Origin of the sequence: Lysobacter sp. cf310 (assembly GCF_900114355.1) — a bacterium.
GTDB lineage: Bacteria > Pseudomonadota > Gammaproteobacteria > Xanthomonadales > Xanthomonadaceae > Lysobacter.
Window position 1 is genome coordinate 33,955 of the sequence record NZ_FOSS01000008.1, and the last position, 24,952, is coordinate 58,906.

The following is a 24,952-nucleotide window of genomic DNA, read 5'->3' on the forward strand; positions in this document are numbered from 1 at the left end:
CCGCGCCGACGTCGGCGGTCGCCCTGGAGGCGCCGCTCATCCGGCGCGGCCGCCCGGCGATGCCGATGTTGGCGGGTCGGTGGCGGGCAAGCGGCGATCCGCGCCGGTGCGCGGGTCAGGGCGGGAACGGGGATGGCGCGGGCCCGCGCAGGGGGGGCGATTGCCGGAGAGGGGGAATGGACGCCCCTGTCCCTATCAATATCTTAGCGCATGGGGGGCTTGCGGCAAGCCCCGGGCCCTGGCGCCAAATCGCCGACCGTAAGCCGGACTCCCCGGCGGCTGGAGCGACGAAATGGGCGAGCGGTCGATGCAAGACGCGGTACATACGCATGCGGTGGCGATCGCCGGAGGCGGGCCGACCGGCTTGATGCTGGCGGCCGAACTGGCCTTGGCGGGCGTGGACGTCGCCATCGTCGAGCGACGCGCGAGCCAGGAGCTGGCGGGCTCGCGCGCGGGCGGCCTGCACGCGCGCACGCTGGAGATCCTCGATCAGCGCGGCGTCGTCGAGCGCTTCCTGGCGCAAGGGCAGGTCGCCCAGGTCGCAGGCTTCGGAGGCGCGCGCCTGGATATCAGCGACTTTCCCACCCGCCATCCCTATGGCCTGGGGCTATGGCAGAACCATATCGAACGCATCCTTGCCGGCTGGGTCGATGAGCTGGCGGTGACGATCTATCGCGGCTGCGCAGTGAGCGGCTTCGCGCAGGACTCCGCGGGCGTCGACATCGCGCTGTCCGACGGCGCGACGCTGCGGGCGGACTACCTGGTCGGTTGCGACGGCGGGCGCAGCCTGGTGCGCAAGCTCGCCGGCATCGATTTTCCCGGCTCGGATCCGACCACCAGCGCCTTGATCGCCGAAGTCGAGCTCCGCGGGCGGCCGGAGCTGGGCATCCACCGCAACGCCTGGGGTGTGCATTCCTTCGGCAAGCTCGAATACGAGATCCGCGACGGCAAGGTGATCTACAAGGACGGCGGCCCGACCCGGGTGATGGTGACCGAAGCGCAGGTCGGCACCGGCGAGCCCGGCTTGCGCGATCTCAGCGAGGCCATGATCGCGGTGTACGGCACCGACTACGGCGTCCACAGCCCCAGCTGGATCTCGCGCTTCACCGACACGACGCGGCAGGCCGCGAACTACCGCGCCGGACGCGTGTTGGTGGCCGGCGACGCCGCGCACGTGCACAGCCCGATCGGCGGACAAGGCCTCAACACCGGCGTGCAGGACGCGGTGAATCTGGGCTGGAAACTGGCCCAGGTGGTTCGCGGCACCTCGCCGGACAGTCTGCTCGACAGCTACCACGCCGAGCGCCATCCGGTCGGCGCGCGCGTGCTGCGCAACACCATGGCGCAGGTGGTGCTGCATCGTAACGACGATCGCAGCAAGGCCCTGAGCGAAGCCGTGTCCGAGCTGCTGAGCATGGACGAGCCGCGCAAGCGCTATGCCGCGATGATGAGCGGCCTGGACATCCGCTACGAGCTGGGCGAAGGACACCCGCTGCTCGGGCGCCGCATGCCTGATCTGGAACTGATCGGCGCCGACGGCCCGCTGCGGGTCTACACCCTGCTGCACGCGGCGCAGCCGCTGCTGCTCAATCTGGGCGCGCCCGGCGCCTGCGACCTCGCGCAGTGGGCGCGGCGTGTGCGGCGGGTCGACGCCCGCTACACGGGCGCCTGGGAGCTGCCGGCGCTGGGCGTGGTCGCGCCGCCCTCGGCCGTGTTGATACGACCGGACGGGCATGTGGCGTGGGTGGGCGAGGGCTCGGATGCGGGGCTGCAGGATGCGCTAGCCACCTGGTTCGGGCCGCCCGCGGCGGCCTAATCCGGCAGGCGCCCGCGCCGGCGACGAAGAGGCGCCGACGCAGTCTCGCAGAGCGCGCCTGTCCAGTCCGCGACCGATACCGATCGCGGGCTGGGCGCGCGGGAGCGCGCGTGCGACGTGCGGGAATCAGGCGCCCGTGTTCGCCACTGCGCGATCCAGCGCGGCGATGTCGATCTTCCTCATCCCCATCATCGCCGCGAACGCGCGCTTGGCGGTGTCGCCGCCCTGGGCCATGAGGTCGGTCAGGCGCCGCGGGGTGATCTGCCAGGACAGACCGAAGCGGTCCTCGCACCAGCCGCACATGCTCTCCTTGCCGCCGTTGCTCACGATCGCCTGCCAGTAGCGATCGGTCTCGGCCTGATCCTCGGTGGAGATCTGGAAACTCACCGCCTCGTCGAATTTGAACTGCGGGCCGCCGTTCAACAGTAGGAAGGGCATGCCGAAGATGGTCATCTCGACGGTCAGGACGTCGCCCTGCTTGCCGTCGGGATAGTCGCCGGGCGCACGCGCCACCGCGTCTATGTGGCTGCCGGGAAAGGTGGCGGCGTAGAACTGCGCGGCCTCTTCGGCATTCTTGTCGTACCAAAGGCAGGGCTGGATCTTGGCGGTCATGCTTAGCCTCCTGGAAACAATCCGAGCGCGCGAGGGTACTGCGGCGCGGGCGAGTCCGGCGTGAATCCCGGCGCCGCACGCGATGGCGGTGCCCGACCCAGCGCGGCTCCCGCGAGTGCGCGTGCGTCGACCCGCCTCGGCGGCGTTGCGCGATGCGCGACGGTCCGTGCCAGCCGCGCCCGATCGGCCATGCGGCCGTTGCCGTAGCATGAAGCACCCCGCATCGGCGCTGGAGTCCTGCTTTGTCTTCGTTCTCCGATCCCCAAGCGGTCGCCCGTTACGCGCAGGGTCCGGTGCGCCAGGTGCCGGGCTTTCACGCCCTGCAGCAGATGACCCGGTTGTTGCTGGCCGAGTCGGTACCCGACGACGGTCGCGTGCTGGTGCTGGGCGCCGGCGGCGGTCTGGAATTGAAGGTCTTCGCCGACGCGCAGCCGGGCTGGCGCCTGGTCGGTGTGGACCCGTCGGCCGAGATGCTGAAACTCGCCGACGTCACCCTGGGCCCGCTCGCGCCGCGTGCCGAACTCATCGAGGGCTATATCGACAGCGCGCCGCTGGGGCCCTTCGACGGCGCGACGTGCCTGTTGACCTTGCACTTCCTCGATGCCGACGAGCGCTTGCGCACGCTGAGCGAACTGCGGCGGCGCTTGAGGCCTGGCGCGCCGCTGGTCGTCGCTCATCACAGCATCCCGCTGCAAGCCGAGCAGAAAGTGCGCTGGCTCAGGCGCTATGCCGCGTTCGGAATCGCATCCGGCGTGGCCGAGCTGGACGCGAACAAGGCGATCGCCGCGATCGGCGAACGACTGCCGCTGCTGTCGCCGGAACAGGAGGTCGCGCTGTTGCAGCGGGCCGGCTTCGACACCGTCGAGCTGTTCTATGCGGCCTTCAGCTTCAAGGGCTGGGTCGCCTACAACCCGGGTTAGCGACGGGCCCTGCGCGGCATCGCCGGTTCGCGGCGCGCGGTGTTCACAGGTGCAGGGCCTGCCGCAGGCGCACCAGCCAGCCGCGGTCGCGGGCGATCGGCCGGCCCGCCTGCCAAAGACGCAGGTCGTCGGCGAAGGCGACCATGTCCGCGTAGCCGCCGCGCGAGGCCATGGCCCGGCCGACGATGGCGGCGAGGTCGCCGCCGAGCGCGCGCGCGAGTGCGCGGTTGTCGTCCAGGCTGCGGCGCTGGGCGATGCCGATCGGGGCGTCGATCAAGGCCAGCGCCATGCTGGGCGCCGCGTCGGGTTTGGCGGGCAGCGGCGCGCGGCCGCACAACAGCCGGAACGCGACCGCGGCGAGGGCGCGCACGTCGGCGCCGATGGCGATGCGGTCGGCGTCCGGCGGCGTGGGCTCGGCGTCGAATAGCGAGCCGGAGCGGGCTGCGGCGGGTAGGCCGAAGCCGATCAGTTGCAGTTGCCCGGTTTCGTCCATCAGCAGGTTGCAGGCGGCCACCTGGCGGTGGCGCACGCCGTGGGCGTGCGCGTAGGCCAGCGCGTCGCAGGCGCGGATCAACAACTCGACCCGCTGCGCCACCGGCAGACGGTGCGCGTCGCACCAGGCGTCGATGGCCTGACCGTCGACGGGGCGGGTCGCGAGCCAGGGATGCCCGTCGCCGTCGATGCCGGCGTCCAGGGTGGTGACGATGCCCGGATGGCGCAGGGCGACCAGGCGCCGCCGCTCGGACAGGAAGGCGCCGATCGCATGCGGCTCGCGCAGGCGCGGGTGCAGACAGTCCAACACCACCTGCTGGCGATAGCGGCCGTCGTCGCGATAGGCGAGGTAGCGACGGCTGCCGCAGCCGTCGGCGAGGGCGTGATCGATGCGCCAGGCGCCCAGGCGCTCGCCGATGCGCGGATCGGCTGGGTCGGCGTTCGCGTGTTCGGGCGAGGCCAGCACCGCCAGGTGGGCCACCAGTCCGCTGGGCAGTTCGTCGTCCAGGGCGTGGTGGCAGCCGTCGGCGCGCAGCAGATGGGCCAGGGCCCCATGCAGGCGCGGATTGGCGTGGCGGAGCGATTGCAACCATTGCGCGCGTTGCGCGGCCGGCAGGTCGACGTAGTCGTCGAACAGGTCCAAGGCGCGAAGCTTGAGTTCGTCCATGGGTGAGCGGTAAGGCCGGCGGTGGGCGCGGTTGCGCCTGACACAGCAGATATCGCGGCGAGGGGCGGAATCAGGGCATGTGCAGGACGCCGTTCGTCGCTGGAAACACCAATCTGCGACCCCGTTAGCGTTTCGCCCCGTTGGCGCCGGGGCGCGCCTTGCCCTTGTCGAGGGTTGCTGACAGATTTTGAGTGGATTTATGGCGCTCAAAAGCTGCGCCGCTTCCACAGTTCTGAGTGTGCCTCAAGGCCGCTGCCCTGAGTTCGTATTGTGGGATCCCCTGAGCGCGCGGGGCCGACAACATGGCGCCGTCGCGCAGGGCTGCCAGATAGGCGCGCGACTCGCGGATAGCGGTGCCGTCCGGGCCTTGGCGGCGTAGGTCGTCATCCGCCGCTTGGGTCAGTAGCGCCGCGGCGTCGTCATCGCGGCAGGTCTCATAAGCGTAAAGCGCCCGATAGATGAAGCTCTCGTGTTCACCGGCACCGGCAAGGTCGCTGGAACTGTCTTGAACTGCCGCGAGTTGGCGTGCGAAATCGGCATCGGCCTCGGCGCGATGCCCGAGCAGATAGGTCGCGGCCGTCCTGGTCTGGGTGACCAGCTTACTGAACAAATCGTCGGGTCCGTAGTAGCGATCGATGGCGACTTGGGTCTGGCGCAGCAGGGCTGCTGCGCGCGGCAGGTCGGATCTATGTCCATGGAGCATCAGCGCGCGCGCCAAGACGTAGGTTTCCCGTGCAGTAGGCAGGCCGGCTTCTTGCTTGAACTTCAGGTTTTGGGTCGACAGAGACAGCAGCTCGGCGGCATCTCCGGGCTGTTGCGCGCGCGGCGACAGGTTCAACAGCCGGATCGACAGAGAGTTGCGCGCGCGTATCGTGATTTCGTGGCGCGGCCCCATGGTCTTGTCGCAGATGCGCAGTACCTCGCGCAGTTGAGCCACGCTGTCGCGGTTGTCGCTCGGCGCGGTGTAGGCCGTGAACATCAACGCCTGTGCGTAGTCGGGGTGCTCGCGGCCATAGGCGGCTTCGATCATGGATAGGCCGGCCTGCAGTTTCTGTCGCGCGATTACCTTGCTGCCCGCGTAGTACTGGGTGAAGCCGAGCAGGATCCATGCACGTCCGGTTTTGGGGTGCTGTTCGCCCAGCGTGTGGCGGCGGCTCGTGAGCAGGCGTTCGCTGAGCGCGGGATCGATGCGCTGGCTCTTACGCACCAGCATGAACAGTTCTTCTTCGCGGCCATCGTCGGCGAGCACGATATTCTTGGAGTCGGCGAGCGTGATCGCAGACAACAGGTCGGCCTGCGCCTCCTTGAAGCGCGACATGCGGGAGAGGTAGTTGCCGCGCCGGATCAATACCTGCGCCTGAAGCTCCTCGTTGCCGCGACCCAGCGCCTGCGCTTGCGCGAGCGCTTCATCCAGCGTGCGCACCGCTACCGGCGGGTGACCCTGACCCCATTGCGCCTGAGCCAATTCAGCGCTGAAGTTGATCTTCTCGCGTCGCGCTGACGCATCGTTGCGATCCGCCAACTGAGCCAGGCGCGCCGTAGCCAAGCGAGTGGCTTCATCAAATTGCATGCGTGCATTGAGCATCGAGACCTGGGTCGCCGAGACGTAACCATCGTCGTCGCCGGTCCCGCCCAAGGCCTGCATAGCCTCATCGGCCAGGCCTTCCGCGTGTTTGTAGTCGCCGATCACCGCGTTGCTGCGCGCGAGCGTGGCCAGGCTGTGCGCGAGCAGCTGCGGGTGGTCGCTGAGCGACATCCGGCGCAGTTCCGCCTCGGTCTTGTTCAACAGGGCGCGCGAGGAAAACGGCGCGCTGCCCAGACCCGACAAGGTGGCGGTGCCCAGCGTGGAGGCGAACAGTTGGCCGACCGCGAGCGTCGCGCGCGCCTCGCGCGCGGCGCGCTGGCCCTGCCATAGGGTGATGCCGGTGCCGGCGATCAGGACCAGCAGCAGCGAAGCGGCCAGGCCGGTGGCGGCGCGGTTGCGGCGCATGAGCTTGCCCAGACGCGCCAGGCGGCCGAGCGGACGCGCCAGTACCGGCCGGTCTTCCTGCCAGCGGCGCAGGTCGGCGCCGAATTCGGCGGCGCTGGCGTAACGGTCCTGCGGTTGCGCGGCCACCGCCTTGAGCGCGATCGCGCTGAGGTCGCCGGCCAGCGCCCTGGCCAAGTCCGCGACGCTGCGCGCGCCGCGCTGTTGCGCCACCGATGCGGACGCGGGTGCCTGCAGCAGCAGGCGCTCCATGGGCTCGGCGGCCGCCGAGCTCCAGCCGGGCATGAGCCCGTGCAGGCTGTGTCTGGGTGCGGGCCATTGCGCGCACAGCAACCGATAGGCGAGCACGCCCAGCGAATAGATGTCCACCGCGGGGCCGCGGCTGCCGTGTTGCAGGCTCTCCGGCGCGCTGTAGTCGGGCGTGGCCGCGAGTTTCGGGTCGGCCGGTGCCGTGCCGGTGAACAGCGAGGAGATGCCGAAGTCGACCAGATGCAGATGACCGTCGGGCGTGACCAGCAGGTTGCCGGGCTTGATGTCGCCGTGCAGCACGCCTTGCGCATGCGCGTGCGCGAGCGCGTCGCAGGCCTGGACCAGCAGGCCCACGCGCGTGCGCAGGTCGGCGTTGCGGGCATCGCACCATTCGTCGATCGGGCTGCCGTCGACGTAGCGCATCGCGAACCAGGGCCGGCCCTCGCCGTCGAGGCCGCCGTCGACCAGGCTGGCGATGCCGGCATGGTCCAGGCGCGCGAGATGGTGGCGTTCGTCGAGGAAGGCGGCGACCAGTTCGGCCGAGACCAGTTCGTTGCGGATGCACTTGAGCGCGACGCGCTGCTGGTAGTGGCCATCGTCGCGATGCGCTTCGTAGACCGCGCCCATGCCGCCGCGCGCGATCAGGCGTTGCAGACGCCAGGGGCCCAGGTGGCTGCCGATGCGCGACTGGTCGGCGCAGTCGGCGTCGTCGTCGAGCGGGTCCTCGGAGTTGGCGGGCTGCTTGTCGGCCAGGAAGTCCACCGCCGAGCGTTGCAGGATGCCCTCGTGTCCGGCGTCGGCGTCCAGCAGCGCGCGCAGGAGCGCGTGCAGCGGCGTATCGCTGCGCGCCAGCGACGCCAGGGCGCACTCGCGCGCGGCCGGCGGCATGGCCACGTACTCGTCGAACAATGTCAACGCACGCACGGACAAGGAGGTCATGGCGATGTCGGCCAGGTCGGGCGTCCTGCGTTCGGTGATGTCTTCAGACCGAGTCGTCGTCCGTATCGCCCGGGTCCAGCGATGCGGCGAGGAAGGCGCGCGCCTTGCGCCAGTCTCGCCGCACGGTACGCTCGGTGACGCCCAGCACCTGGGCGATCTCGCCTTCGCTCATGCCGGCGAAATAGCGCATCTCCACGACCTGACCCAGACGCGGATCGACCGCGGCCAGATCGGTGAGCGCGCGGTCGATCGCGACCAGTTGATCCAGTTCGGGGTCGTAGGAGGGTTCCTGGACCGCATCGATTTCGCCGGGATGGTAATGCTCGGCGCGCTTGCTGGCTTGCAGCCGGCGCACTTCGTCCAGCACCGCGTAGCGCATCGCGCGCGACAGCACCGACAGCAGGTGCTGGCGATTGTTGAGGGTGACTTCGTCCTGATTGAGGCGCAGCCAGGTGCGGTTGATCAGCGAGGTCGGCGAACGTTCGCTGCCGCGCCAGCGCCGACGCAGGTGCAAGCCGGCGACCTTGTGCAGTTCCTGATACAGCAGGGAGTAGACGCGATCCCAGGCACCGGCCTGGCCGTTCTGGGCGGCCAGGATCAGCTGGGTGACGGAGTCCATGGTGTCGCAGCCGAATTCGAACCCGGACGGACTCGCGTCCGGGGCGCCCTGAACCGCTTCTTGGGCTTCGTGCGTCATGGTCTCGAGTGTTTCCGAATACGAAAGTTGTGTCCTTGAGAACGATAAATACGCCAAAGGCCGTCCACTGTCGATTGTTGCGGCCGCAACCGATGGAGAGTGGTCAGGTTTCGCTAACAAGCGCGCCGAGATGCAGGGGAAAACCCCTACATTTTGTTAGTGATATGGCGTAGTTGCAGGCGGCGGTGGGGTCACGCTTTGCTGCGCCTGCAGGCCGTGCTTGGACATTTTCGGGGTGCCTTCCTGCCCGCCGACGAGCGGTGGCGGCCACGCCCGTCGCGCGCTGCCGGCGTGCGCGCGACGTTGGAGCTTGGCGCTCCGCCATATTGTGATTGCTGTCACATTTTTCTCGGCCCGCTCAGGCGGCCATGCTCGCCAGCCGCGCGCGCAGCGCCGCGTAGTCGGCGCGCAGGGGCTCGGCCGCGGCCGGGCGCGCCAAGGCCTCGGCCAGTGCCTGCGGCGGTGGCACGGCATGGCCGACCAAGGGCTCGACGATGCTGTCGAACTTGGCCGGATGCGCGGTCGCGACCACCGCCCACGGCCGGGTATCGCCTTGCGCGCGCAGGCCTTCGAGCAGATGCAGGCCGGTGGCGGTGTGCGGGCAGGGCACGATGCCGTGGCGTTGCGGCGCGCGCCGGATGGTTTCTCCGATGGTGGCGTCGTCGACCGCGGTGGCGGAAATCGCGGCGCGCAGTTGCGCGTCGCTGCCGAACCAATGGCGCAGGCGTTCGTAGTTGCTGGGCGCGCCGACGTCCATGGCGTTGGCGAGCGTGGCGCGGGTCGGCTGCGCGGCGTAGTCGGCGCCGGCGAAGTAGCGCGGCAAGGTGTCGTTGGCGTTGGTGGCCAGACGGATCTCGCCGATCGGCAGGCCCATGCGCTGGGCGACCAGCGCCGCGCAGGCGTTGCCGAGATTGCCGGTGGGCACGATGAAGTTGAGCGCGTCGCCGTGACGCGCATGGTGTTGGGCGGCGGCGTGGGCGTAGTAGGCGGCCTGCGGCAGCAGGCGACCCAGGCTGATGCTGTTGGCCGAGCTCAGCGACAGGGTCTCGCGCAGGGCCTGATCGGACAGCGCCTGCTTGGCCAGGCGCTGGCAGGCGTCGAAATCGCCGTCGACGCGATAGGCCTGGACGTTGTCGCCCCAGCAGCCCAGGCCGTGGGCCTGACGCGGCGAGACGCGACCGTCGGGGTAGAGGATCAGCACGCGGAAACCCGGACGGCGATGGAAGGCGGCCGCGACCGCGGCGCCGGTGTCGCCGGAGGTCGCGACCACGATGGTGGTCGCTGGCGCGTCCGGCGCGCGCAAGGCCGACAGCGCTTCGGCGAGGAAGCGCGCGGCGTAGTCCTTGAACGCGGCGGTGGGGCCGTGGAACAGCTCCAGCAGCAGATCGTCGGGCCGCGAGAGCGGGCGCAGCCGCGCGGCGAAGTCGTAGGCGCGGCGGCACAGCTCGGGCAGGCGTTCGCGCAGCGCGGAGTCGGCGAAGTAGGGCGCGAGCAGGGCCTGCGCGGTATCGGCGAGCGCGTCGCGCGCGGGCTGCGGCGGCAGCTGCGGCAAGGCTTCGGGTACGTAAAGACCGCCATCGGGCGCGAGTCCGGCCGAGAGCGCGGCGTCGATCGAGGTCGCGGGCGTCTGGCCGCGCGTGCTGTAGTAGTTCATGGGCGGTCTCGGGACGGGGCGGCTTGGCTGCCGACGGCGGTCGAAGAGCAAATCCCCCTCGGTCCCCCTTTTGCAAAGGGGGAGGACCAACGGGTCCCTGGTGGGAAGGGAGAGGCGTGCGGCGGTGGACGACCAGCGGCGGTCGAAGAGCAAATCCCCCTCGGTCCCCCTTTTTCAAAGGGGGAAGACCAGCGGGCTTTTGCAAAGGGGGAGGACCAACGGCATTTTGCAAAGACGGAAGGCCAGCGGGCTTTTGCAAAGAGGGAGGACCAGCGGGTCTTCAGCGCGATGGGAGATATGGGCGACGGCGCAAGACGAGGCGCGCGACGCCCTGCTGTTCCCCCCTTTGAAAAAGGGGGGCAGGGGGGATTTGCCGTTGCCGTTGCCGTTGTCGTTGTTGCCGTTGTTGCCGTTGTTGCCGTTGCCGTTGTTGTCGCTGCCATTGCTGCTGCCGTTATCGCCTCACTCCTCACCGATCACCTCCGCGCGCGGCCCCGCCACCGGCGTCACGTAGGCGCGCGCGTCGTAGCCGGCGTCGGCGAAAGCTTCGCGCATCGGCGCCGCCGCGGCCTGCGCCTGCGCCCGGGACTCGAACCAGGCGAAACAGCTGGGTCCGGCGCCGGAGATGCTGGCGCCCAGCGCGCCCTGCGCGAGCGCGGCGGCCTTGACCGCGGCGAAGCCGGGGATCAGCGGCGCGCGGCGCGGTTCGACCAGCAGATCGACCAGGCCTTCGCGCAGCAGACTGGCGTCGCCGCGCTGCAGGCCGGTCAGGAACAGGGCCAGGTGCGCGCTCTGTTCGACCACGGTGTGCAGCGGATAGGGTTCGGCGAGTACGGCGCGCGCACGCCGCGTCTCCAGTACCTGGTCCGGATGCACGACCACCGCATGCAGCCACTCGGGTACGGCCAGCGGAATCATGCGTGTGGCGGTGGCCATGACCACGCCGCCCAGCAGCATCGGCGCGACGTTGTCGCCATGGCGGCTGCCGCTGGACACCGACTCACCGTCCAGCGCGAATTCGTACAGCGCCTCGCGCGGCAGCGGCGCGTCCAGCAGCCCATTGGCGGCGACCACCGCGGCCACGCAGGACGCGGCCGAGCCGCCCAGGCCGGAGCCCAGCGGAATGCCTTTTTCCAGCTCCAACTCGAAGCCGTACGCCAAGCCGAGCTTGGCGCGCAGCGCGATCAGGGCCTGGCCGGCGGTATTGCGTGCGGCCTCCAGCGGCAGGCCGGCGGCGCCGGGGCTGTCGCCGCGGATCGCGGCGATGCGCACCGTCGGCTCGGCGATGCGCCGCACCACGGCGACATCGCGCGGGCCGTCGATGGAATGACCGAGCAGGTCGAAGCCGACCCCGATGTTGCCGACGCTGCCGGGCGCGAAGGCGCGCACGCGGGTAGGGGGTGTGGCAGCGCTCATGCGCGGGCTCCGAGGGTCTGCGCGATGGAAAGGATGTCGCCGAACACGCCGGCCGCGGTGACGTCCGGCCCCGCGCCGGGCCCTTGCACCACCAGTGGATTATCCGCGTAACGGCGGGTGCGGAACTGGATCAGGTTGTCGGTGAGCGCGCCATGCAGGGCGGCATGGCCCGGCGGCGGCGAGACCACGCCGACGCTGGCGCGGCCGTCGCGATCCAGGCGGGCCAGGTAGCGCAGGCCCAGGCCGGCCGCGCGCGCCTCGTCGAAGCGCTGTTTCAACGGCGCGTCCAGCTCGGACAAGCGCGCCATGAACTCCTCCTTGGAGACCGTGCGCAGCGCTTCGGGCACCAGGCTTTCGACCTCGACCTGCTCCAGCGACAGCGCGCGACCGGCCTCGCGCGCCAGGATCACCAGCTTGCGGGCGACGTCGGTGCCGGACAGGTCGTCGCGCGGATCGGGTTCGGTGTACCCCAGGCGATGGGCCTCGCGCACCAGTTCGGAGAACGCGGCGCTGCCGTCGTAGCGGTTGAACAGCCAGGCCAGGGTGCCCGACAGGATGCCCTCGACCTCGGTGAGCTCATCGCCGGTGTCCAGCAGCGAGCGCAGGGTCTGGATCACCGGCAGGCCGGCGCCGACCGTGGCTTCGTAACGGAACTTGGCGCCGCCGTTGCGGCTGGCGGCGCGGATCGCTTCGTAGCGCGGCAGCGGGCCAGCGCCGGCCTGTTTGTTGGGCGTGACCACATGGATGCCGGCTTCCAGCCACTGCGGGTAATAGGCGGCGACCGCGTCGCTGCCGCTGCAGTCGACGATCAGCGCATGCGGCAGGTGCTCGGCGCGCACGTGCGCGGCGAAGCGCTCCAGGTCCAGCGCTTCGCCCTCGGCCAGCGCCTCGACCGCGCCTTGCGGCGCCATCGCCTTGGGCGTGAGCTGCATGCGCCGGCTGTCGGCGATCGCGCGCAGGCGCAGTTCCAGTTTCGAATCCGGGTGGTGTTCGGAACTCAGGCGCGGCTGCGCGTCGGCCAACTGCGCGAGCAGGGCGCGGCCGACCTTGCCGGGGCCGATCAGGCCGACCGACACGCATTGCGGCGACAGCCAGAACGCGGAGTGGGCGGCGCGCAGCGCGCGGGTGGCGTCGCGTGCGCCGATCGCGACCGAGATGTTGCGCTCGCCCGCGCCCTGCGCGATCGCGCGCACGTTCACGCGCGCCTGCGCGAGTCCGCCGAGCAGGCGCGCGGCCACGCCGGGCGTGCCGACCATGCCGTCGCCGACCGCGGCCAGCACGCACACGTCCGGGGTCACGCTGACTTCCTGGGCCTGGCCGTCGGCCATGGCGTCGGCGAACGCGGCGACGATCGCCGCGCGCCCGCGCTGGGCCTGATCGGCGCGCACCACGCAGCAGATCGAGTGTTCGGACGAGCCCTGCGAAATCATGGTCACCGACACGCCCGCGCCGCGCAGCGCGCCGAACAGACGCTCGGCGGTGCCGGGCACGCCGACCATGCCGTTGCCGACCAGTTCCAGCACCGCCAGATCGTGGACCAGGCTCAGGCCTTTAACCGGCGCGCCGTCTTCGGACGGCTGCGGCGTGATCAGGGTGCCGGGCGCGGCCGGATTGCGCGCGTTGCGGATGCGCAGCGGGATGCCGCGCTGCTGCACCGGCGCCAGGGTCTGCGGATGCAGCACCTTGGCGCCGAAATAGGCCAGCTCGCAGGCCTCGGCATAGGACATCGCCGGCAGACAGACCGCATCGGGCACCAGGCGCGGATCGGCCGACAGCACGCCGTCGACGTCGGTCCAGATGGTCAGCGCGTCGGCGTCGAACAGGTGGGCGAAGATCGCCGCGGAATAATCGCTGCCGTTACGGCCCAGCGTGGTCGCTTCGCCGTGCGCGTCGCGGGCGACGAAGCCGGTGATCACGATGCGCTCGCCCGGATGGCGCGCGCGCCAATCGGCCAGGCGCGCGCGGCTGGCGTCCCAATCCACGCCCACGCCCATCTCGCCCGGATGCACCACCAGCACCTCGCGCGCATCCAGACGCGTCCAGCCGGCGGCGTCGCCGCCGAGGGTGGCATGCAGCAAGTACGAGGACAGCACTTCGCCCAGCCCAGGCAGGGCCGCGGCCATGCGTGCGGCTCGATCGTCGTCCCACTGACCCGCGGCGAGTCGATCGAGTTGGGCTTTGAGTTCGGTGAGTTCGTGCCGCAGCGCATGCGCCAAACCCAGCCGGCCGCTGGGGTCGAGGTCGGCGGCGACATCGAGATGACGCTGACTCAGCGCCGACCAGGCCGGCTCCAGCGCTTCGCGCCCGCGCGCGGCCGCGGCCAGCGCGACCAGGGCGTCGGTGACGCCCTGCATGGCCGAGACCACGACCATGCGTGCCGGCGCGCCGTCGTCGATCAGCGGCGCGACGGCGCGGTAGCGGACGGCGTCGGCGACGCTGCTGCCGCCGAACTTGTGCATGTGGCGTACGGGAGGAACGGCGGGCGAGGGTGGCGCGGACGACATGGCGAGAGCTCCGTTGGGGGCTCCGCGTCGCGACTCGGGGGTGGCCGGCAGGCCGCACCCGGATCGGGTGCGGAGCGGCGTGTTTGGATCAGTTGGACACGCCCGTCCGCACCACTGGGGTAGTGGTGGTACCGGTGGTGGTAATCGCCAGCGCCCGCGCGGCCGGGGCCCGGCCTTGCGGCTGGGCGGCGATGCGGGCGGTGGCGAAGGCGGGGTGCATGACGACAGCAATAACCGAGGTTTGTGCGGTGCGTCAAGCGCCGCGAATGGCCGTCACGCTCCGCAGGCGTTCGCCGACGGCGGCGAGGGATCGCGTTAGCGCGGTTTCTTCGCGCGCGGCGCGCGCTTGGGCTTGGCCGGCGCGGGCGGCGGATCGCTCGCCCCCCAGGGCGGCGGCGGGGTCGCGATCGGCCGGGTCAGATCGAACTCGACCCGGAACAGCCGCCCGGGGCGCGCCAGTTTGTAGACGAAGCGGCGGCCGCCATCGAGCTCGATCGTCCACACGTTCTGCGTGGCCTCCGGCCGGCCCATGCGCCGGAACAGCGAACGCGACGCGGCGTCGGCGGGGAATTGCGCTTCGGCGCTGTCGGCGGAGATCGCGATCTGCGCGCTGTCGCCGCCGTAGTGAGAAAGCGGATCGGCGGCGCCGTCGGCATGGCGGTGGTCGTGCTCGAGCCGCAACTGATGCCCGCGCGGGCTGAGCACCCAGGTGCGCGAGCGGTCGCTGCCGACCTGGAACGGGATGCGGATCTCCTGCTTGCTGCATTCGCGCACGTGCATCACCAGGGCGCGGCCCGAATAAGGATCGGCCGCGTTTTCGGGGATGTCGGCGACCACGCGCCCCAGATACGCCTTGCCGCACAGGGCGGACAGGCGGCGGAACAGTTCGTGGGCATCGTCGGCGACCGGTTCGGGGGCTTCCTCGCCGCGGAACGGCCATAGGGAGCAGGCGCTGGTCGCCAGCACGACGCAAAGCAGGGCGATCAGGCGCGGCGAAGATGGGTTCATGCGGCCGGAGCGTGCGTCGAAGTGATGACGTCATCGTGGCACGCGGTGCGGCCGTGCCGATAGGTGCAGCGAGTGCGGTTCTAACGCACATCAAAGGCGCGCGATGTGAATGCGAAAGCGCGGATCCATTCGCCTTTCGCTTGGCCGGGCCGCCGACGTCGGGGGCGGCGAACGGGCTCATGTCGAAATGGAATAACAGAATTGGAGAATTGGTCTCATTTGAAACTAAATGAACGGGCCTGCGTCTCACGACAGCGCGGCCCCTGGGCGCCAGAGTTTTTTTGCTGCGCGTTCCTCAAGGGCGACGGATGCCAGCGGAGTGGCGGGACGTTTAGCCGGACGTTACGGCTCGGCGCCGGAGCCCGACGGCTAGGGCAGGCGCACGCAGTTCGCCCATTCGTTCACTTAAGGAGCAAGGCAATGAAGGAGATTTCCAAGGCAAGACGGGCGCTGCTGGCGTGTTGCATGGCGCTGGCGATCGGCGGAACGGCCACGGCGGCGGAACCGGCCGCCGACGGTCTGACCGGACGGGACCTGATCTACAGCTACGACGAGATGTTCGATTTCGACATCGACGCCTACCTGGTCAAGCGCGCGCCGCATCTGTCGCGTTACGGCGAGACCATCTCGCACTGGGCCGGCTACAGCGGCATCAGTCCGAAGGTGCTGATCGCGCTGATGGAGCAGCAGAGCGGCGTGGTCACGCGCCGGCGCGCGGCGGCCGACGGCATGAGCCGGCCGTTCGGCAAGCTCGCCCAGAGCCGCGACTTCAGCGCGCAAACCCGCGAGGTGGCGGTGGCGCTGCGCGAGGCGCTGTACGCGCAGGATGCGGCCGACGCCCGCGGGCCGGTGTCGCTGGCGCGCGTCAATCCGCTGCAGACCTTGTTCGCACGTACGGGCGTCAGTGCGGCCAGCGCGGCGTTGAGCGGCGACGGCGAGTTCCAGCAGGTCTATGCCGGCTTGTTCAACGAGACCCGCAAGGCGGCGGCGCCGTCGCCGCGCTTCGCGGCGCAGGCCGGTCCGGACGTGGGCGCCCTGGCGGGCCCGGCGAACGGCTTCCTGCAGTTCCCGTTCCCGCGCGGACAGCGCTGGCATGTGGGCGGCGCGCACACCAACACCGGCTCGGGCAACTACCCGATGTCGTCGCTGGACATGTCGATCGGCGGCGGCTGGGGCAGCAACCAGAGCAATACCTGGGTGTCTTCCTCGGCGGCGGGTTCGTTCAAGCGCCACTCCTCGTGCTTCGCCGAAGTCGTGCACAGCGGCGGCTGGTCGACCACCTACTACCACCTGATGAACATCCAGTACGGCACCGGCGCCAGCGTCGCGGCCAATACCCGCATCGCCAATCCGGCCAACACCCAGAGCCAGGCGCTGTGCAACGGCGGCAGCTCTACCGGCCCGCACGAGCATTGGTCGCTCAAGTCCAACGGCAGCCACTACCACCTCAACCAGGTGTATCTGTCGGGCTTCCTGATCACCGCGACCGGTAGCAGCTACGACACCAACTGCAATCGCTTCTATCTGACCAAGAACGGAACCAAGTACTGCTCGGGCTACTTCACCAACCCGTGATGCACGCGGGCGCGCCGGCGCCCGTGGTTCTTCCTGCGGCGTGTCCGACCGGCTAGTGCGGTCGGGCGCGCCGCAGCTCGATCAAGCGCGCGCGTTCAAGCGCCCCATGGCGGCGGAGGCGGCGCGACCGGCTGGGTGAGGTCGAATTCGACCCGGAACAAACGCCCGGGGCGCGCGAGTTCGTAGACGAAGCGCTGCGCGTCGATCTCGACCGCCCACACGTTCGGCACCGAGACCTCGCGGCCCAGTTTGCGGAACATGTCCTGGCTGTAGGCGTCGGCCGGAAATTCGTAGCGGCCGGCGATCTCGCCCGGGTGCTGCACGCCGGGCGCACGCTGATCGCCGCCGTACTGGGTGAGCGCATCGGGGCTGCCGTCGGCATGGCGATGGTCGTGCTTGAGCCGCAGCTGGCCGTCGTGCGCGCCGAACACCCAGGTGCGCGAGCGGTCTTCGCCGACATGGAAGGGCACGCGGATCTCGATCAGGCCGCATTCGCGTACGTGCATGATCAGCGGCTTGCCGGCGAAGGGATCGTCCGCGCTCTTGGGCGTGTCGACCACGACGCGGCCGGCGTAGGCCTTGCCGCACAGCGGGCGCAGGCGCTGCAGCGGATCGGCCGGGTTCGGCGCGGCAACGGCATTCGGCGTCGCTGGCGCGGGCTTGGGCGCGGGCGCGGCGCAGGCCGACAGGGCCAGGAGGAACGCCACTGCCCCTCCGGCGCGGGCGCCGAGGGTGGGCTGCGAAGGAAGCTGACTGGGGTGGCTGGTCATCCCCACACGCTAGCCTGCGCGGCCGCGAGCGGCAATGCGCGGGCGCCGCGGCGGTTCGGCGGCGCCCCTGCGTCGATGCGCCGATGCCCGGCGGGCCGCGCCCGCGCGGCCGCGGATTGGCGGCGGCCCGGATTTCCATGTCTAATGCGCACTGAAGCGGGGGTACCGCGGCGGTTCCAGGCCGACGGTTGAGACAGTCCCTTCGAACCTGATGCGGTTGAGACCGCCGTAGGGAAGCTTCGCCGGCCGCCGATGCGGCCGTGCGCCGCCCGCTTTGTGCGAGTCCCTCGCATGCGCCCGCACGTCTCGTGCGGATGTCCTCATCAAAAAGCGGATCCGATCCCATGAATGCGGTGCCCTCCGAACTGCTGCAGCAGGCCGAACGTCTTTCGGCCGACGTCGTGCGTCCGATTCCCGGTTCGCGCAAGATCCACGTCGAAGGTTCGCGCGCGGACCTGCAAGTGCCGATGCGCGAGATCGCGCTGGCGCGCACGCCGACCATCTTCGGCGGCGAGGACAACGCCGCGCTCGCGGTCTACGACACCTCCGGCCCCTACACCGATCACGACGTCGAGATCGATCTCGCCGCCGGCCTGAAGCCGCTGCGCGCGAACTGGATCGCCGAGCGCGGCGACACGCAGGCGCTGAGCGGCCTGTCGTCGGAGTTCGGCCGCAAGCGCGAGCACGACCCCAAGCTGGCCCACGTGCGCTTCGGCAACCGTCCGCTGCCGCGCCGCGCGATCGCCGGCGCCAACGTGACCCAGATGCATTACGCGCGCCGCGGCATCGTCACCCCGGAGATGGAATACATCGCGATCCGCGAGAACCAGCGCCTGGAAGCGATCCGCGAGGCCCACCTGCTCAACCAGCACCCCGGCCACAGCTTCGGCGCCGACATCCAGAAGATCATCACGCCGCAGTTCGTGCGCGACGAGGTCGCGCGCGGCCGCGCGATCATCCCCAATAACATCAACCACCCGGAAAGCGAGCCGATGATCATCGGCCGCAACTTCCTGACCAAGGTCAACGCCAACATCGGCAATTCGGCGGTGTCCTCGGGCATCGCCGAGGAAGTCGAGAAGCTGGTGTGGTCGATCCGCTGGGGCGCCGACACGGTCATGGACCTGTCCACCGGCAAGCACATCCACGAAACCCGCGAGTGGATCATCCGCAATTCGCCGGTGCCGATCGGCACGGTGCCGATCTACCAGGCCCTGGAAAAGGTCGACGGCCGCGCCGAGGAGCTCAACTGGGAGATCTTCCGCGACACCCTGATCGAACAGGCCGAGCAGGGCGTGGACTACTTCACCATCCACGCCGGCGTCTTGCTGCGCTACGTGCCGCTGACCGCCAAGCGCGTGACCGGCATCGTCTCGCGCGGCGGCTCGATCCTGGCCAAGTGGTGCCTGGCGCACCACAAGGAAAATTTCCTCTACACCCACTTCGAGGAAATCTGCGAAATCATGAAGGCCTACGACGTGGCCTTCTCGCTGGGCGACGGCCTGCGTCCGGGCTCGATCGCCGACGCCAACGACGCGGCCCAGTTCGGCGAGCTGGAGACCTTGGGCGAGTTGACCAAGATCGCCTGGAAGCACGACGTCCAGACCATGATCGAAGGCCCTGGCCACGTGCCGATGCAGCTGATCAAGGAGAACATGGACAAGCAGCTGGAGGTGTGCGGCGAGGCGCCGTTCTACACCCTCGGCCCGCTGACCACCGATATCGCGCCGGGTTACGACCACATCACCTCGGCGATCGGCGCGGCGATGATCGGTTGGTTCGGCACCGCGATGCTGTGCTACGTGACGCCCAAGGAGCATCTGGGCCTGCCCAACAAGCAGGACGTGCGCGAGGGGCTGATGGCCTACAAGATCGCGGCGCATGCGGCCGATCTGGCCAAGGGGCATCCGGGCGCGCAGGCGCGCGACAACGCGATGAGCAAGGCGCGCTTCGAGTTCCGCTGGGAGGATCAGTTCAATCTGGGCTTGGATCCGGAGCGGGCGCGTGAGTATCACGATGAGACGCTGCCGAAGGATGCGCACAAGGTGGCGCACTTTTGTTCGATGTGCGGTCCGCACTTCTGTTCGATGAAGATCACGCAGGACGTGCGCGACTACGCCAAGGAGCACGGGGTGGAGGAGACGGCTGCGTTGAGCGAAGGTATGGCGGAGAAGTCGGCGGAGTTCTTGGCGCAGGGCGCTGAGGTTTATCGACGCGCGTAAGTCTGCTGGGGTGGAGTGTTCTCTCCAGTCTTTGTTCCTCCTTGTTGCTTCGCCTTGATTCCCTCTCCCGCTTGCGGGAGAGGGCTAGGGTGAGGGGATGCAGCGCCAAAGGCGCAAATGCCGTTGCTGCGCATGCGGGTCACTCCTCTAGCTCCTAGCTCCTAGCCCTTAGCTCCCTCCTTTATCAAAGGAGGGTTGGGGAGGATTTGCTTTTGCTTTGCTGTCGCTTCTTCTGACCGAAGGTCAAAGGCTTCCGCCTGCTGCGCATGCGGGTCACTTTCTCTTGCTAGCCCAAGAGAAAGTAACCAAAGAGAAGGGCTAGCTTGACCAAACCTCCCCTGCGGGTTCGGGGCTGGCGCCGGGATTTTTCGAATGGACATCCCTGTCCATTCGAAAAACGGCGCGCGTCCTGCGCGCCGCCCTTCGGGTCTACGGTTGGTCGTGTGAGTGCGGGGCTTTTGGACTTCAATGCCGCGGCAACCGCAACCGCAACCGCAACGGCGGCCGCGGCCGCCGTTGCGAAGACACGCGGCAACGGTGCTCCTGGCTAGGCGGGATAGGCGCCTCCTTGTGAGCTTGCGTACCCGTTTCGGCCGATCGGTATCGCCCGAGGATGGTTTGAGCCGGACCTGGGTGCGGGGCGCGAAACGAAGGCTCGCCTCGGCGCGGCTTTCGTTTTGGGGTGGTACGGGCGCGTTGGGTCGGGGTCCCCGCCCCCTGTGCGCCGCCCGCCAAGTCCTGCACACTCCGCCGCATGAGCGATCGCAGCTACGCTTCCTTGAAATGGCGCGCCATCGCGCGTCGGCATCCGTCGGCGTTCCTGCTGGCCGCGCAGCTGTTGAGCATGCTCGCGTATCCGCTGTTCGAGCCCTCCGGCGGCGGGCGGGTGGTGTTCGGCGCGTTCGGCGTGCTGGTGCTGACCCTGGCGGTGTGGGTGGTGGACCGCAGCCCGGCGATCAAATGGATCGCCTGGTTGCTGGCGGTGCCGGCGTTCGCGCTGTCGATCCTGTCGGTGCTGGTGAACAGCGAAGTGCTGCTGGTGGCCTCGTCGGCGCTGGAGGCGCTGCTGTACTTCTATGCCGCCGGCAGCCTGATCGCCTACATGATGAGCGACCACCGGGTCACCGCCGACGAACTGTTCGCGGCCGGCGCGACCTTCACCCTGTTGGCCTGGGGCTTCGCCTACGCCTTCCTGGTCTGCCAGGCCTGGTACCCCGGCAGTTTCGTCGGCGCCGAGCGCCCGGGCGAGCCGCGGACCTGGATCGAGCTGCTGTTCCTGAGCTTCACCAACCTCTCCGCGGTCGGCCTGGGCGACGTGATCCCGTTGGGCTCGGGCGCGCGCGTGCTGGTGATGCTGGAGCAGTTCGCGGGCGTGGGCTATATCGCCGCGGTGGTGTCGCGCCTGATCGGCCTGACCATCCTGCGCCAGGAGCGCCGTTGAGTCCGGCGAAATCGCGCGCATTCGCGGCCGCCATTAAGCACGCATGCAGCCAAGGCGCGGATAAAAAAATCGCGCCCCGGCCCCGTGAAGGCCGCGACGCGAAAGTGGAACGATACGTTCTGTAAGACGTCGGCGAGAGAGGGCCTGTGTGCCACCCGCGATGAATGCGGAGGTACCCGGCGACGTTAGAATGGCGGCCTTAGGCGCGTTAGCCCGTTCGCGCCCCAGCGTTGTGCCGGGTGTGGCCGTTGGCCTTACACGTCTTCAGGCACATGACGCCGTAGCGGCCCGCCGCGACCATTGCAGGATTCATGTCACGACCCCCCGAGCCATCGCCGCCGCCGCCGCTGCCGTCCGAGCGACTGCGCGTGGGCGATTGCCTGGTCGACGTGCCGCTGCGCGAGATCCTCGCGCCGGGCGCGCGCCGGGCGCGCCGGATCACGCCCAAGGCCATGGGCGTGCTGCTGAGCCTGGTCGAGCACCAGGGCCGGGTGGTGAGCCGCGACGCCCTGCTGACCGAGGTCTGGCCCGACACCCTGCCGACCAACGACGTCATCACCCAGGCCATCACCCAACTGCGTAAGGCCTTCGACGACGAGCGCGGCAATCCGCGCTACATCGAGACGATCGCCAAGAACGGTTATCGCCTGCTCACGCCGGTGGTGTGGCTGGACGCCGCCACGGACGCGCCCGCGCGCGCCGAACGCGCGCGTCAGGAAGCGGCGCTGGTCGATCCCTCGCGCACCACCGCCGAGCATCCGGCGTTTCCCGAACCGCGGCGCGACGAGACGGTGGCGGCGATTCCGGTGGTCGCCGCGCCCAGCGCGCGCGGCGCCTGGACCTCGATCGTCGGCGCGATCGTGGCGGTGACGGTGCTGGTCGGTGCGATCGTGCTGTGGTCGATGCTGCGCGCGCCGGCGCCGCAGGACGCGCGCGCCAACAGCGCGATGCCCTTGCCCAGCGAACGCCCGTATCGCCTGATCACCTCGATGCCCGGCTTCGAGCTGGCGCCGACGCTGTCGCCGGACGCGTCGATGGTGGCTTACGTCGCCATCCCCGAGCGCGCGCGGGCGACCGCGATCATGGTCCAGACCACCGACCAGACCCAGCCGCGCGTGCTTAGCCATCCCAGCGGCGCCGCCGAGGACAGCGCGCCGGCGTGGTCGCCGGACGGGCGCTGGATCGCGTTCGTGCGGCTGGAACCGGGCGTCGCCTGCCGGGTCATGATGATCGCGGCCAACGGCGGCGCCGAGCGCGAAGTCGGCACCTGCGACCATCGCAGCCCGCCCAGCTTCGACTGGACGCCCGACAGCCACGGCCTGGTGTTCGGCAGCATGCCCACCGCCTTGGGCGTGGTCGGCATGCGCCAGCTCGATCTGGCCAGCGGCGAATGGACCGCGCTCAACTACCGCCGCGGTCGCGACGACCTCGACACCGCGCCGCGCTACTCGCCCGACGGGCGCTGGATCGCCTTCGTGCGCAACGCGCCGCTGGGCGACTTCTGGCGGGTGCCGGCCGAGGGCGGCGAAGCCGAGCGCCTGACCGAACTGCGCGCCGACGTGCGCGGCTGGGACTGGCTGCCCGACGGCAGCGGCCTGTTGTTCGGACGCGCCATCGACGGCGATGTGCGCATGTACCGGCTCGACTTCGACAGCGGCCGGATCACCGACACCGGCATCGCCGATGCCCAGAGCCCGGTGTCCGCGCGCAGCCGCGAGGCCGCGGTGTTCGTGCAGCGCAAACCCTATTTCGGTCTGTACCGGGTGATGGTGCCGGAGCATTCCGGCGGCCTGGTGCACGTGGTCGAACCCCTGTTCGCGTCCTCGGCGCGCGATGTGCTGCCGTCGATCGCGCCCGACTCGCGCCAGATGGTGTTCGTGTCCGACCGCTCCGGCAGCAACGGCCTGTGGTGGGCCGACCTGCAGCGGCCGGAATCGCTGCGCATGATCGCCGGCGTGCAGCCGGCCACCCGTTACGTCTCCAGCTGGTCGCCGGACGCGCGCAGCGTGCTGGTCAGCGGCCGCGACCGCGAGGGCCGGCCGGTGGTGCACGAGGTGGTGCCGTCCAGCGGCCGGGTCTCGCAGCTGGACCTGCCGCTGAGCGAACCGGTGCAGGCCCTGTATCTGCCCGATCCGGACCGGATCCTGGTCCTGGCCGGCGCCGGCGACGGTCACCTGCGCCTGCACCTGTTCGACCGCCGCCAGAACCCCATGAAGGCCCTGGCCACCATCGACGACGTGTCCCAGGTTCAGCTGGACCCGGTCGGCCAGCGCGTGCTGTTCACCCGGCCGACCCGCAGCGGCCTGTGGCAAGCCGACCTGGCCCTGAGCGCGGGCAGCGTGCGCGAGCTGAACGCGGAGATGCCGATCTCCGACCGCTACCGCCTGTGGGCGGTCGCCGGCGACGGCCAGATCCGCTACCTCGAACAGCTGCAAAGTTGCGCTGCCCGCCTGCGTCGCATCGGCCTGGGAGACACCACCACGGCACCGGCCCTGTGCCTGGACCAAAGCCGGCGCGCCGCGGTCAACGGTTTCTCGGTCAGCCCGCGCGGCGACGCCGTGTATGTGGCCCTGGTCGAGTGGGATGGCGCTGATATCGGTTACATGGACCTGTTGCCGGCTCCGAAGACCGAAGTGCCGGGTTGGTTCAAGTAATTGATCCGAAAGCGAAACATGCTTTCGGAAGTTCTTCGGTTTTGCTCTCGTTGCGATTTCGCATAACTGTCCGACAACTTTCCTGAAGCCGCCGTCCGGCTCCGGCAAAACCTTTGGCCATTCTCGGCACAAGAGGTGGACCAATGGAGCAATCGCAATGGGCGGATCGCGGGCAGCTGCTGCAGCTCGACAGCCCGGACAACGCAGCGCTGGGTAGCTGCGTCGGCGTCTCCCGCCTCGGCAGCGCACAGCTGTCGGGCGCCAACTTCTCGATCTGGGTGCAGCTGCGAGGCGCGTCCTGGGTCGAAGCCAAGGAAGGCAAATTCCGTCTGCGCCGCGGCGACTGGATCGCCTTCGAGCGCGACTCCAAGCCGGTGCTGCAGGCCGACCGCCACGGTCTGTGCGTGGGCCTGAACCTGAGCGCGGACGCGCTCAAGGCGATGGCGCGCTTCACCGACTGCGGCCTCTATGCCGGCCGCGGTCGCATGACCCGGCGCGACGCCCGCGTCGCCCTGCGCCTGTGGCGCCAGGCCAGCGTGCACGCCGCCGACACCGAGGCCCCGGCCGAGGTCACCGCGCTGCGTCCGATCCTGCTGCACCTGGCCGGCATCCAGCGCGAGCTGGCCGCGCGCATCCCGCGTTGCCCCGGCCGCTCGCGCAGCCGCAAGCGTCAGGTGTTCGGCCGTCTGCAGCGCGCGCGCCTGTATCTGGAAGGCAATTGCGATCGCGTGGTGCGCATCAGCGAACTCGCCGAGCTGACCAGCTTCTCTAGCTGGTACTTCTCCAAGACCTTCCACTCGCTCTATGAGGAGAGTCCGCAGGCGGCGTCGGCGCGCATGCGTCTGGAGCACGCGGCGGATCTGCTGAAGAGCACGACGATGATGATCGGCGAGGTCGCCGCGGCCAGCGGCTTCGACAACTGCTGCAGTTTCGCGCGCGCGTTCCGCGCACGCTTCGGCGTATCGGCCACGCGCTATCGCAGCGCGGCGGCGAGCGGCGCGAATGCGCGGGCCGATTCGGCAAAGTCCGCGGGCGTCGTGCGCAAAGCCGCGTGAGTTCGGCGCCAACGATGCGGAATCGCGCACATATATAGAGGTGCGCGTCGCGATGCATCGGCGTGCAGTGAGAACGACGAGCGAAGCCGCTGACATCAACGGCTTCGCTTTTTTGTTTGCGCGTGTTACGCGCGTTCGCGTTGCTTGTGCGACGACGCGGCGCGTGTGAGCTCGCGGACCGACTCGGCAAAGTCTCTCAGCGCCGCGCGCAAAGCAGCGATGGCCAGCGGAACGTAATTTTGCTGGGCGTTTTAACACGCCCATAACGATTACT

Annotated in this window: 16 protein-coding genes and 1 riboswitch; of the genes, 7 read left to right on the forward strand and 9 right to left on the reverse strand. The window is 69.6% G+C overall.

What is annotated here, in order from left to right; translation table 11 throughout:
• Window positions 1–307: 307 nt before the first annotated feature.
• Window positions 308–1,816 carry an FAD-dependent monooxygenase gene (locus BMZ45_RS20500; protein WP_091638422.1) on the forward strand — a complete coding sequence of 503 codons (1,509 nt, stop codon included), beginning with the start codon at window positions 308–310 and terminating at the stop codon, window positions 1,814–1,816.
• Between the two features lie 126 nt (window positions 1,817–1,942).
• Here BMZ45_RS20500 and BMZ45_RS20505 read toward each other — a convergent pair whose 3' ends face one another.
• A complete protein-coding gene (locus BMZ45_RS20505) occupies window positions 1,943–2,428 on the reverse strand; it encodes a VOC family protein (protein WP_091638377.1) in 486 nt (161 codons plus the stop codon).
• A gap of 242 nt (window positions 2,429–2,670) precedes the next feature.
• Between BMZ45_RS20505 and BMZ45_RS20510 the strand changes: the two genes are divergently transcribed.
• Entirely contained in the window at window positions 2,671–3,348 is a 678-nt protein-coding gene (locus tag BMZ45_RS20510) for a class I SAM-dependent methyltransferase (RefSeq protein ID WP_091638378.1), read from the forward strand.
• 43 nt (window positions 3,349–3,391) lie between these two features.
• Here BMZ45_RS20510 and BMZ45_RS20515 read toward each other — a convergent pair whose 3' ends face one another.
• The 7 genes from BMZ45_RS20515 to BMZ45_RS20545 all read right to left on the reverse strand — a co-directional run bounded on the left by BMZ45_RS20515 (window position 3,392) and on the right by BMZ45_RS20545 (window position 14,961).
• The gene (locus BMZ45_RS20515; RefSeq protein WP_091638379.1) at window positions 3,392–4,507 is read right to left on the reverse strand and encodes a serine/threonine protein kinase; all 1,116 of its coding nucleotides are present in this window, start codon (window positions 4,505–4,507) and stop codon (window positions 3,392–3,394) included.
• Window positions 4,508–4,631: 124 nt separating this feature from the next.
• Window positions 4,632–7,682: a serine/threonine protein kinase gene (locus tag BMZ45_RS20520; protein ID WP_091638380.1), complete on the reverse strand. Its 3,051-nt coding sequence runs from the start codon at window positions 7,680–7,682 to the stop codon at window positions 4,632–4,634.
• A 43-nt stretch (window positions 7,683–7,725) separates the two neighbouring features.
• Window positions 7,726–8,301 (reverse strand): ECF-type sigma factor, encoded by a 576-nt coding sequence (locus BMZ45_RS20525; protein ID WP_175489186.1) that lies wholly within the window; start codon window positions 8,299–8,301, stop codon window positions 7,726–7,728.
• 436 nt (window positions 8,302–8,737) lie between these two features.
• Window positions 8,738–10,033, reverse strand: a complete 1,296-nt coding sequence (gene thrC / locus BMZ45_RS20530; protein WP_091638382.1) for a threonine synthase — start codon at window positions 10,031–10,033, stop codon at window positions 8,738–8,740.
• A gap of 462 nt (window positions 10,034–10,495) precedes the next feature.
• Window positions 10,496–11,449, reverse strand: coding sequence for a homoserine kinase (locus tag BMZ45_RS20535; RefSeq protein ID WP_091638383.1), 954 nt, complete (start codon window positions 11,447–11,449; stop codon window positions 10,496–10,498).
• Window positions 11,446–13,953: a bifunctional aspartate kinase/homoserine dehydrogenase I gene (gene thrA / locus BMZ45_RS20540; RefSeq protein WP_254776716.1), complete on the reverse strand. Its 2,508-nt coding sequence runs from the start codon at window positions 13,951–13,953 to the stop codon at window positions 11,446–11,448. Before thrA ends, BMZ45_RS20535 begins: the two co-directional genes overlap by 4 nt.
• Window positions 13,954–14,268: 315 nt before the next feature.
• Complete coding sequence (locus tag BMZ45_RS20545; protein WP_091638385.1) at window positions 14,269–14,961, reverse strand: hypothetical protein; 693 nt, start codon at window positions 14,959–14,961, stop codon at window positions 14,269–14,271.
• Between the two features lie 420 nt (window positions 14,962–15,381).
• Between BMZ45_RS20545 and BMZ45_RS20550 the strand changes: the two genes are divergently transcribed.
• Complete coding sequence (locus BMZ45_RS20550; RefSeq protein WP_139215605.1) at window positions 15,382–16,536, forward strand: M23 family metallopeptidase; 1,155 nt, start codon at window positions 15,382–15,384, stop codon at window positions 16,534–16,536.
• A gap of 95 nt (window positions 16,537–16,631) precedes the next feature.
• On the opposite strand, the gene BMZ45_RS20555 is transcribed toward BMZ45_RS20550, so the two are convergent.
• Window positions 16,632–17,243: a hypothetical protein gene (locus BMZ45_RS20555; protein WP_175489187.1), complete on the reverse strand. Its 612-nt coding sequence runs from the start codon at window positions 17,241–17,243 to the stop codon at window positions 16,632–16,634.
• 211 nt (window positions 17,244–17,454) lie between these two features.
• Window positions 17,455–17,559, forward strand: a riboswitch (TPP riboswitch).
• Window positions 17,560–17,650: 91 nt separating this feature from the next.
• Here BMZ45_RS20555 and thiC point away from each other — a divergent pair.
• From thiC to BMZ45_RS20575, 4 genes are all read left to right on the forward strand, one after another.
• Window positions 17,651–19,528, forward strand: coding sequence for a phosphomethylpyrimidine synthase ThiC (gene thiC, locus BMZ45_RS20560; RefSeq protein WP_091638388.1), 1,878 nt, complete (start codon window positions 17,651–17,653; stop codon window positions 19,526–19,528).
• Window positions 19,529–20,282: 754 nt separating this feature from the next.
• Window positions 20,283–20,969: an ion channel gene (locus BMZ45_RS20565; RefSeq protein ID WP_091638389.1), complete on the forward strand. Its 687-nt coding sequence runs from the start codon at window positions 20,283–20,285 to the stop codon at window positions 20,967–20,969.
• Window positions 20,970–21,280: 311 nt separating this feature from the next.
• Window positions 21,281–23,623, forward strand: a complete 2,343-nt coding sequence (locus tag BMZ45_RS20570; RefSeq protein WP_091638390.1) for a winged helix-turn-helix domain-containing protein — start codon at window positions 21,281–21,283, stop codon at window positions 23,621–23,623.
• A gap of 143 nt (window positions 23,624–23,766) precedes the next feature.
• On the forward strand, window positions 23,767–24,678 hold the full coding sequence (locus BMZ45_RS20575) for a helix-turn-helix domain-containing protein (protein ID WP_091638391.1): 912 nt from the start codon (window positions 23,767–23,769) through the stop codon (window positions 24,676–24,678).
• The last annotated feature ends 274 nt before the right edge of the window (window positions 24,679–24,952 follow it).

Excerpts from the sequence above, each read along its gene's own strand:
- BMZ45_RS20500 (WP_091638422.1), top strand. The coding sequence starts at position 308 with ATGCAAGACGCGGTACATACGCATGCGGTGGCGATCGCCGGAGGCGGG.
- BMZ45_RS20505 (WP_091638377.1), bottom strand. The coding sequence starts at position 2,428 with ATGACCGCCAAGATCCAGCCCTGCCTTTGGTACGACAAGAATGCCGAA.
- BMZ45_RS20515 (WP_091638379.1), bottom strand. The coding sequence starts at position 4,507 with ATGGACGAACTCAAGCTTCGCGCCTTGGACCTGTTCGACGACTACGTC.
- BMZ45_RS20520 (WP_091638380.1), bottom strand. The coding sequence starts at position 7,682 with ATGACCTCCTTGTCCGTGCGTGCGTTGACATTGTTCGACGAGTACGTG.
- BMZ45_RS20525 (WP_175489186.1), bottom strand. The coding sequence starts at position 8,301 with ATGGACTCCGTCACCCAGCTGATCCTGGCCGCCCAGAACGGCCAGGCC.
- thrC (WP_091638382.1), bottom strand. The coding sequence starts at position 10,033 with ATGAACTACTACAGCACGCGCGGCCAGACGCCCGCGACCTCGATCGAC.
- BMZ45_RS20535 (WP_091638383.1), bottom strand. The coding sequence starts at position 11,449 with ATGAGCGCTGCCACACCCCCTACCCGCGTGCGCGCCTTCGCGCCCGGC.
- thrA (WP_254776716.1), bottom strand. The coding sequence starts at position 13,953 with ATGTCGTCCGCGCCACCCTCGCCCGCCGTTCCTCCCGTACGCCACATG.
- BMZ45_RS20545 (WP_091638385.1), bottom strand. The coding sequence starts at position 14,961 with ATGAACCCATCTTCGCCGCGCCTGATCGCCCTGCTTTGCGTCGTGCTG.
- BMZ45_RS20550 (WP_139215605.1), top strand. The coding sequence starts at position 15,382 with ATGAAGGAGATTTCCAAGGCAAGACGGGCGCTGCTGGCGTGTTGCATG.
- thiC (WP_091638388.1), top strand. The coding sequence starts at position 17,651 with ATGAATGCGGTGCCCTCCGAACTGCTGCAGCAGGCCGAACGTCTTTCG.
- BMZ45_RS20565 (WP_091638389.1), top strand. The coding sequence starts at position 20,283 with ATGAGCGATCGCAGCTACGCTTCCTTGAAATGGCGCGCCATCGCGCGT.
- BMZ45_RS20570 (WP_091638390.1), top strand. The coding sequence starts at position 21,281 with ATGTCACGACCCCCCGAGCCATCGCCGCCGCCGCCGCTGCCGTCCGAG.
- BMZ45_RS20575 (WP_091638391.1), top strand. The coding sequence starts at position 23,767 with ATGGAGCAATCGCAATGGGCGGATCGCGGGCAGCTGCTGCAGCTCGAC.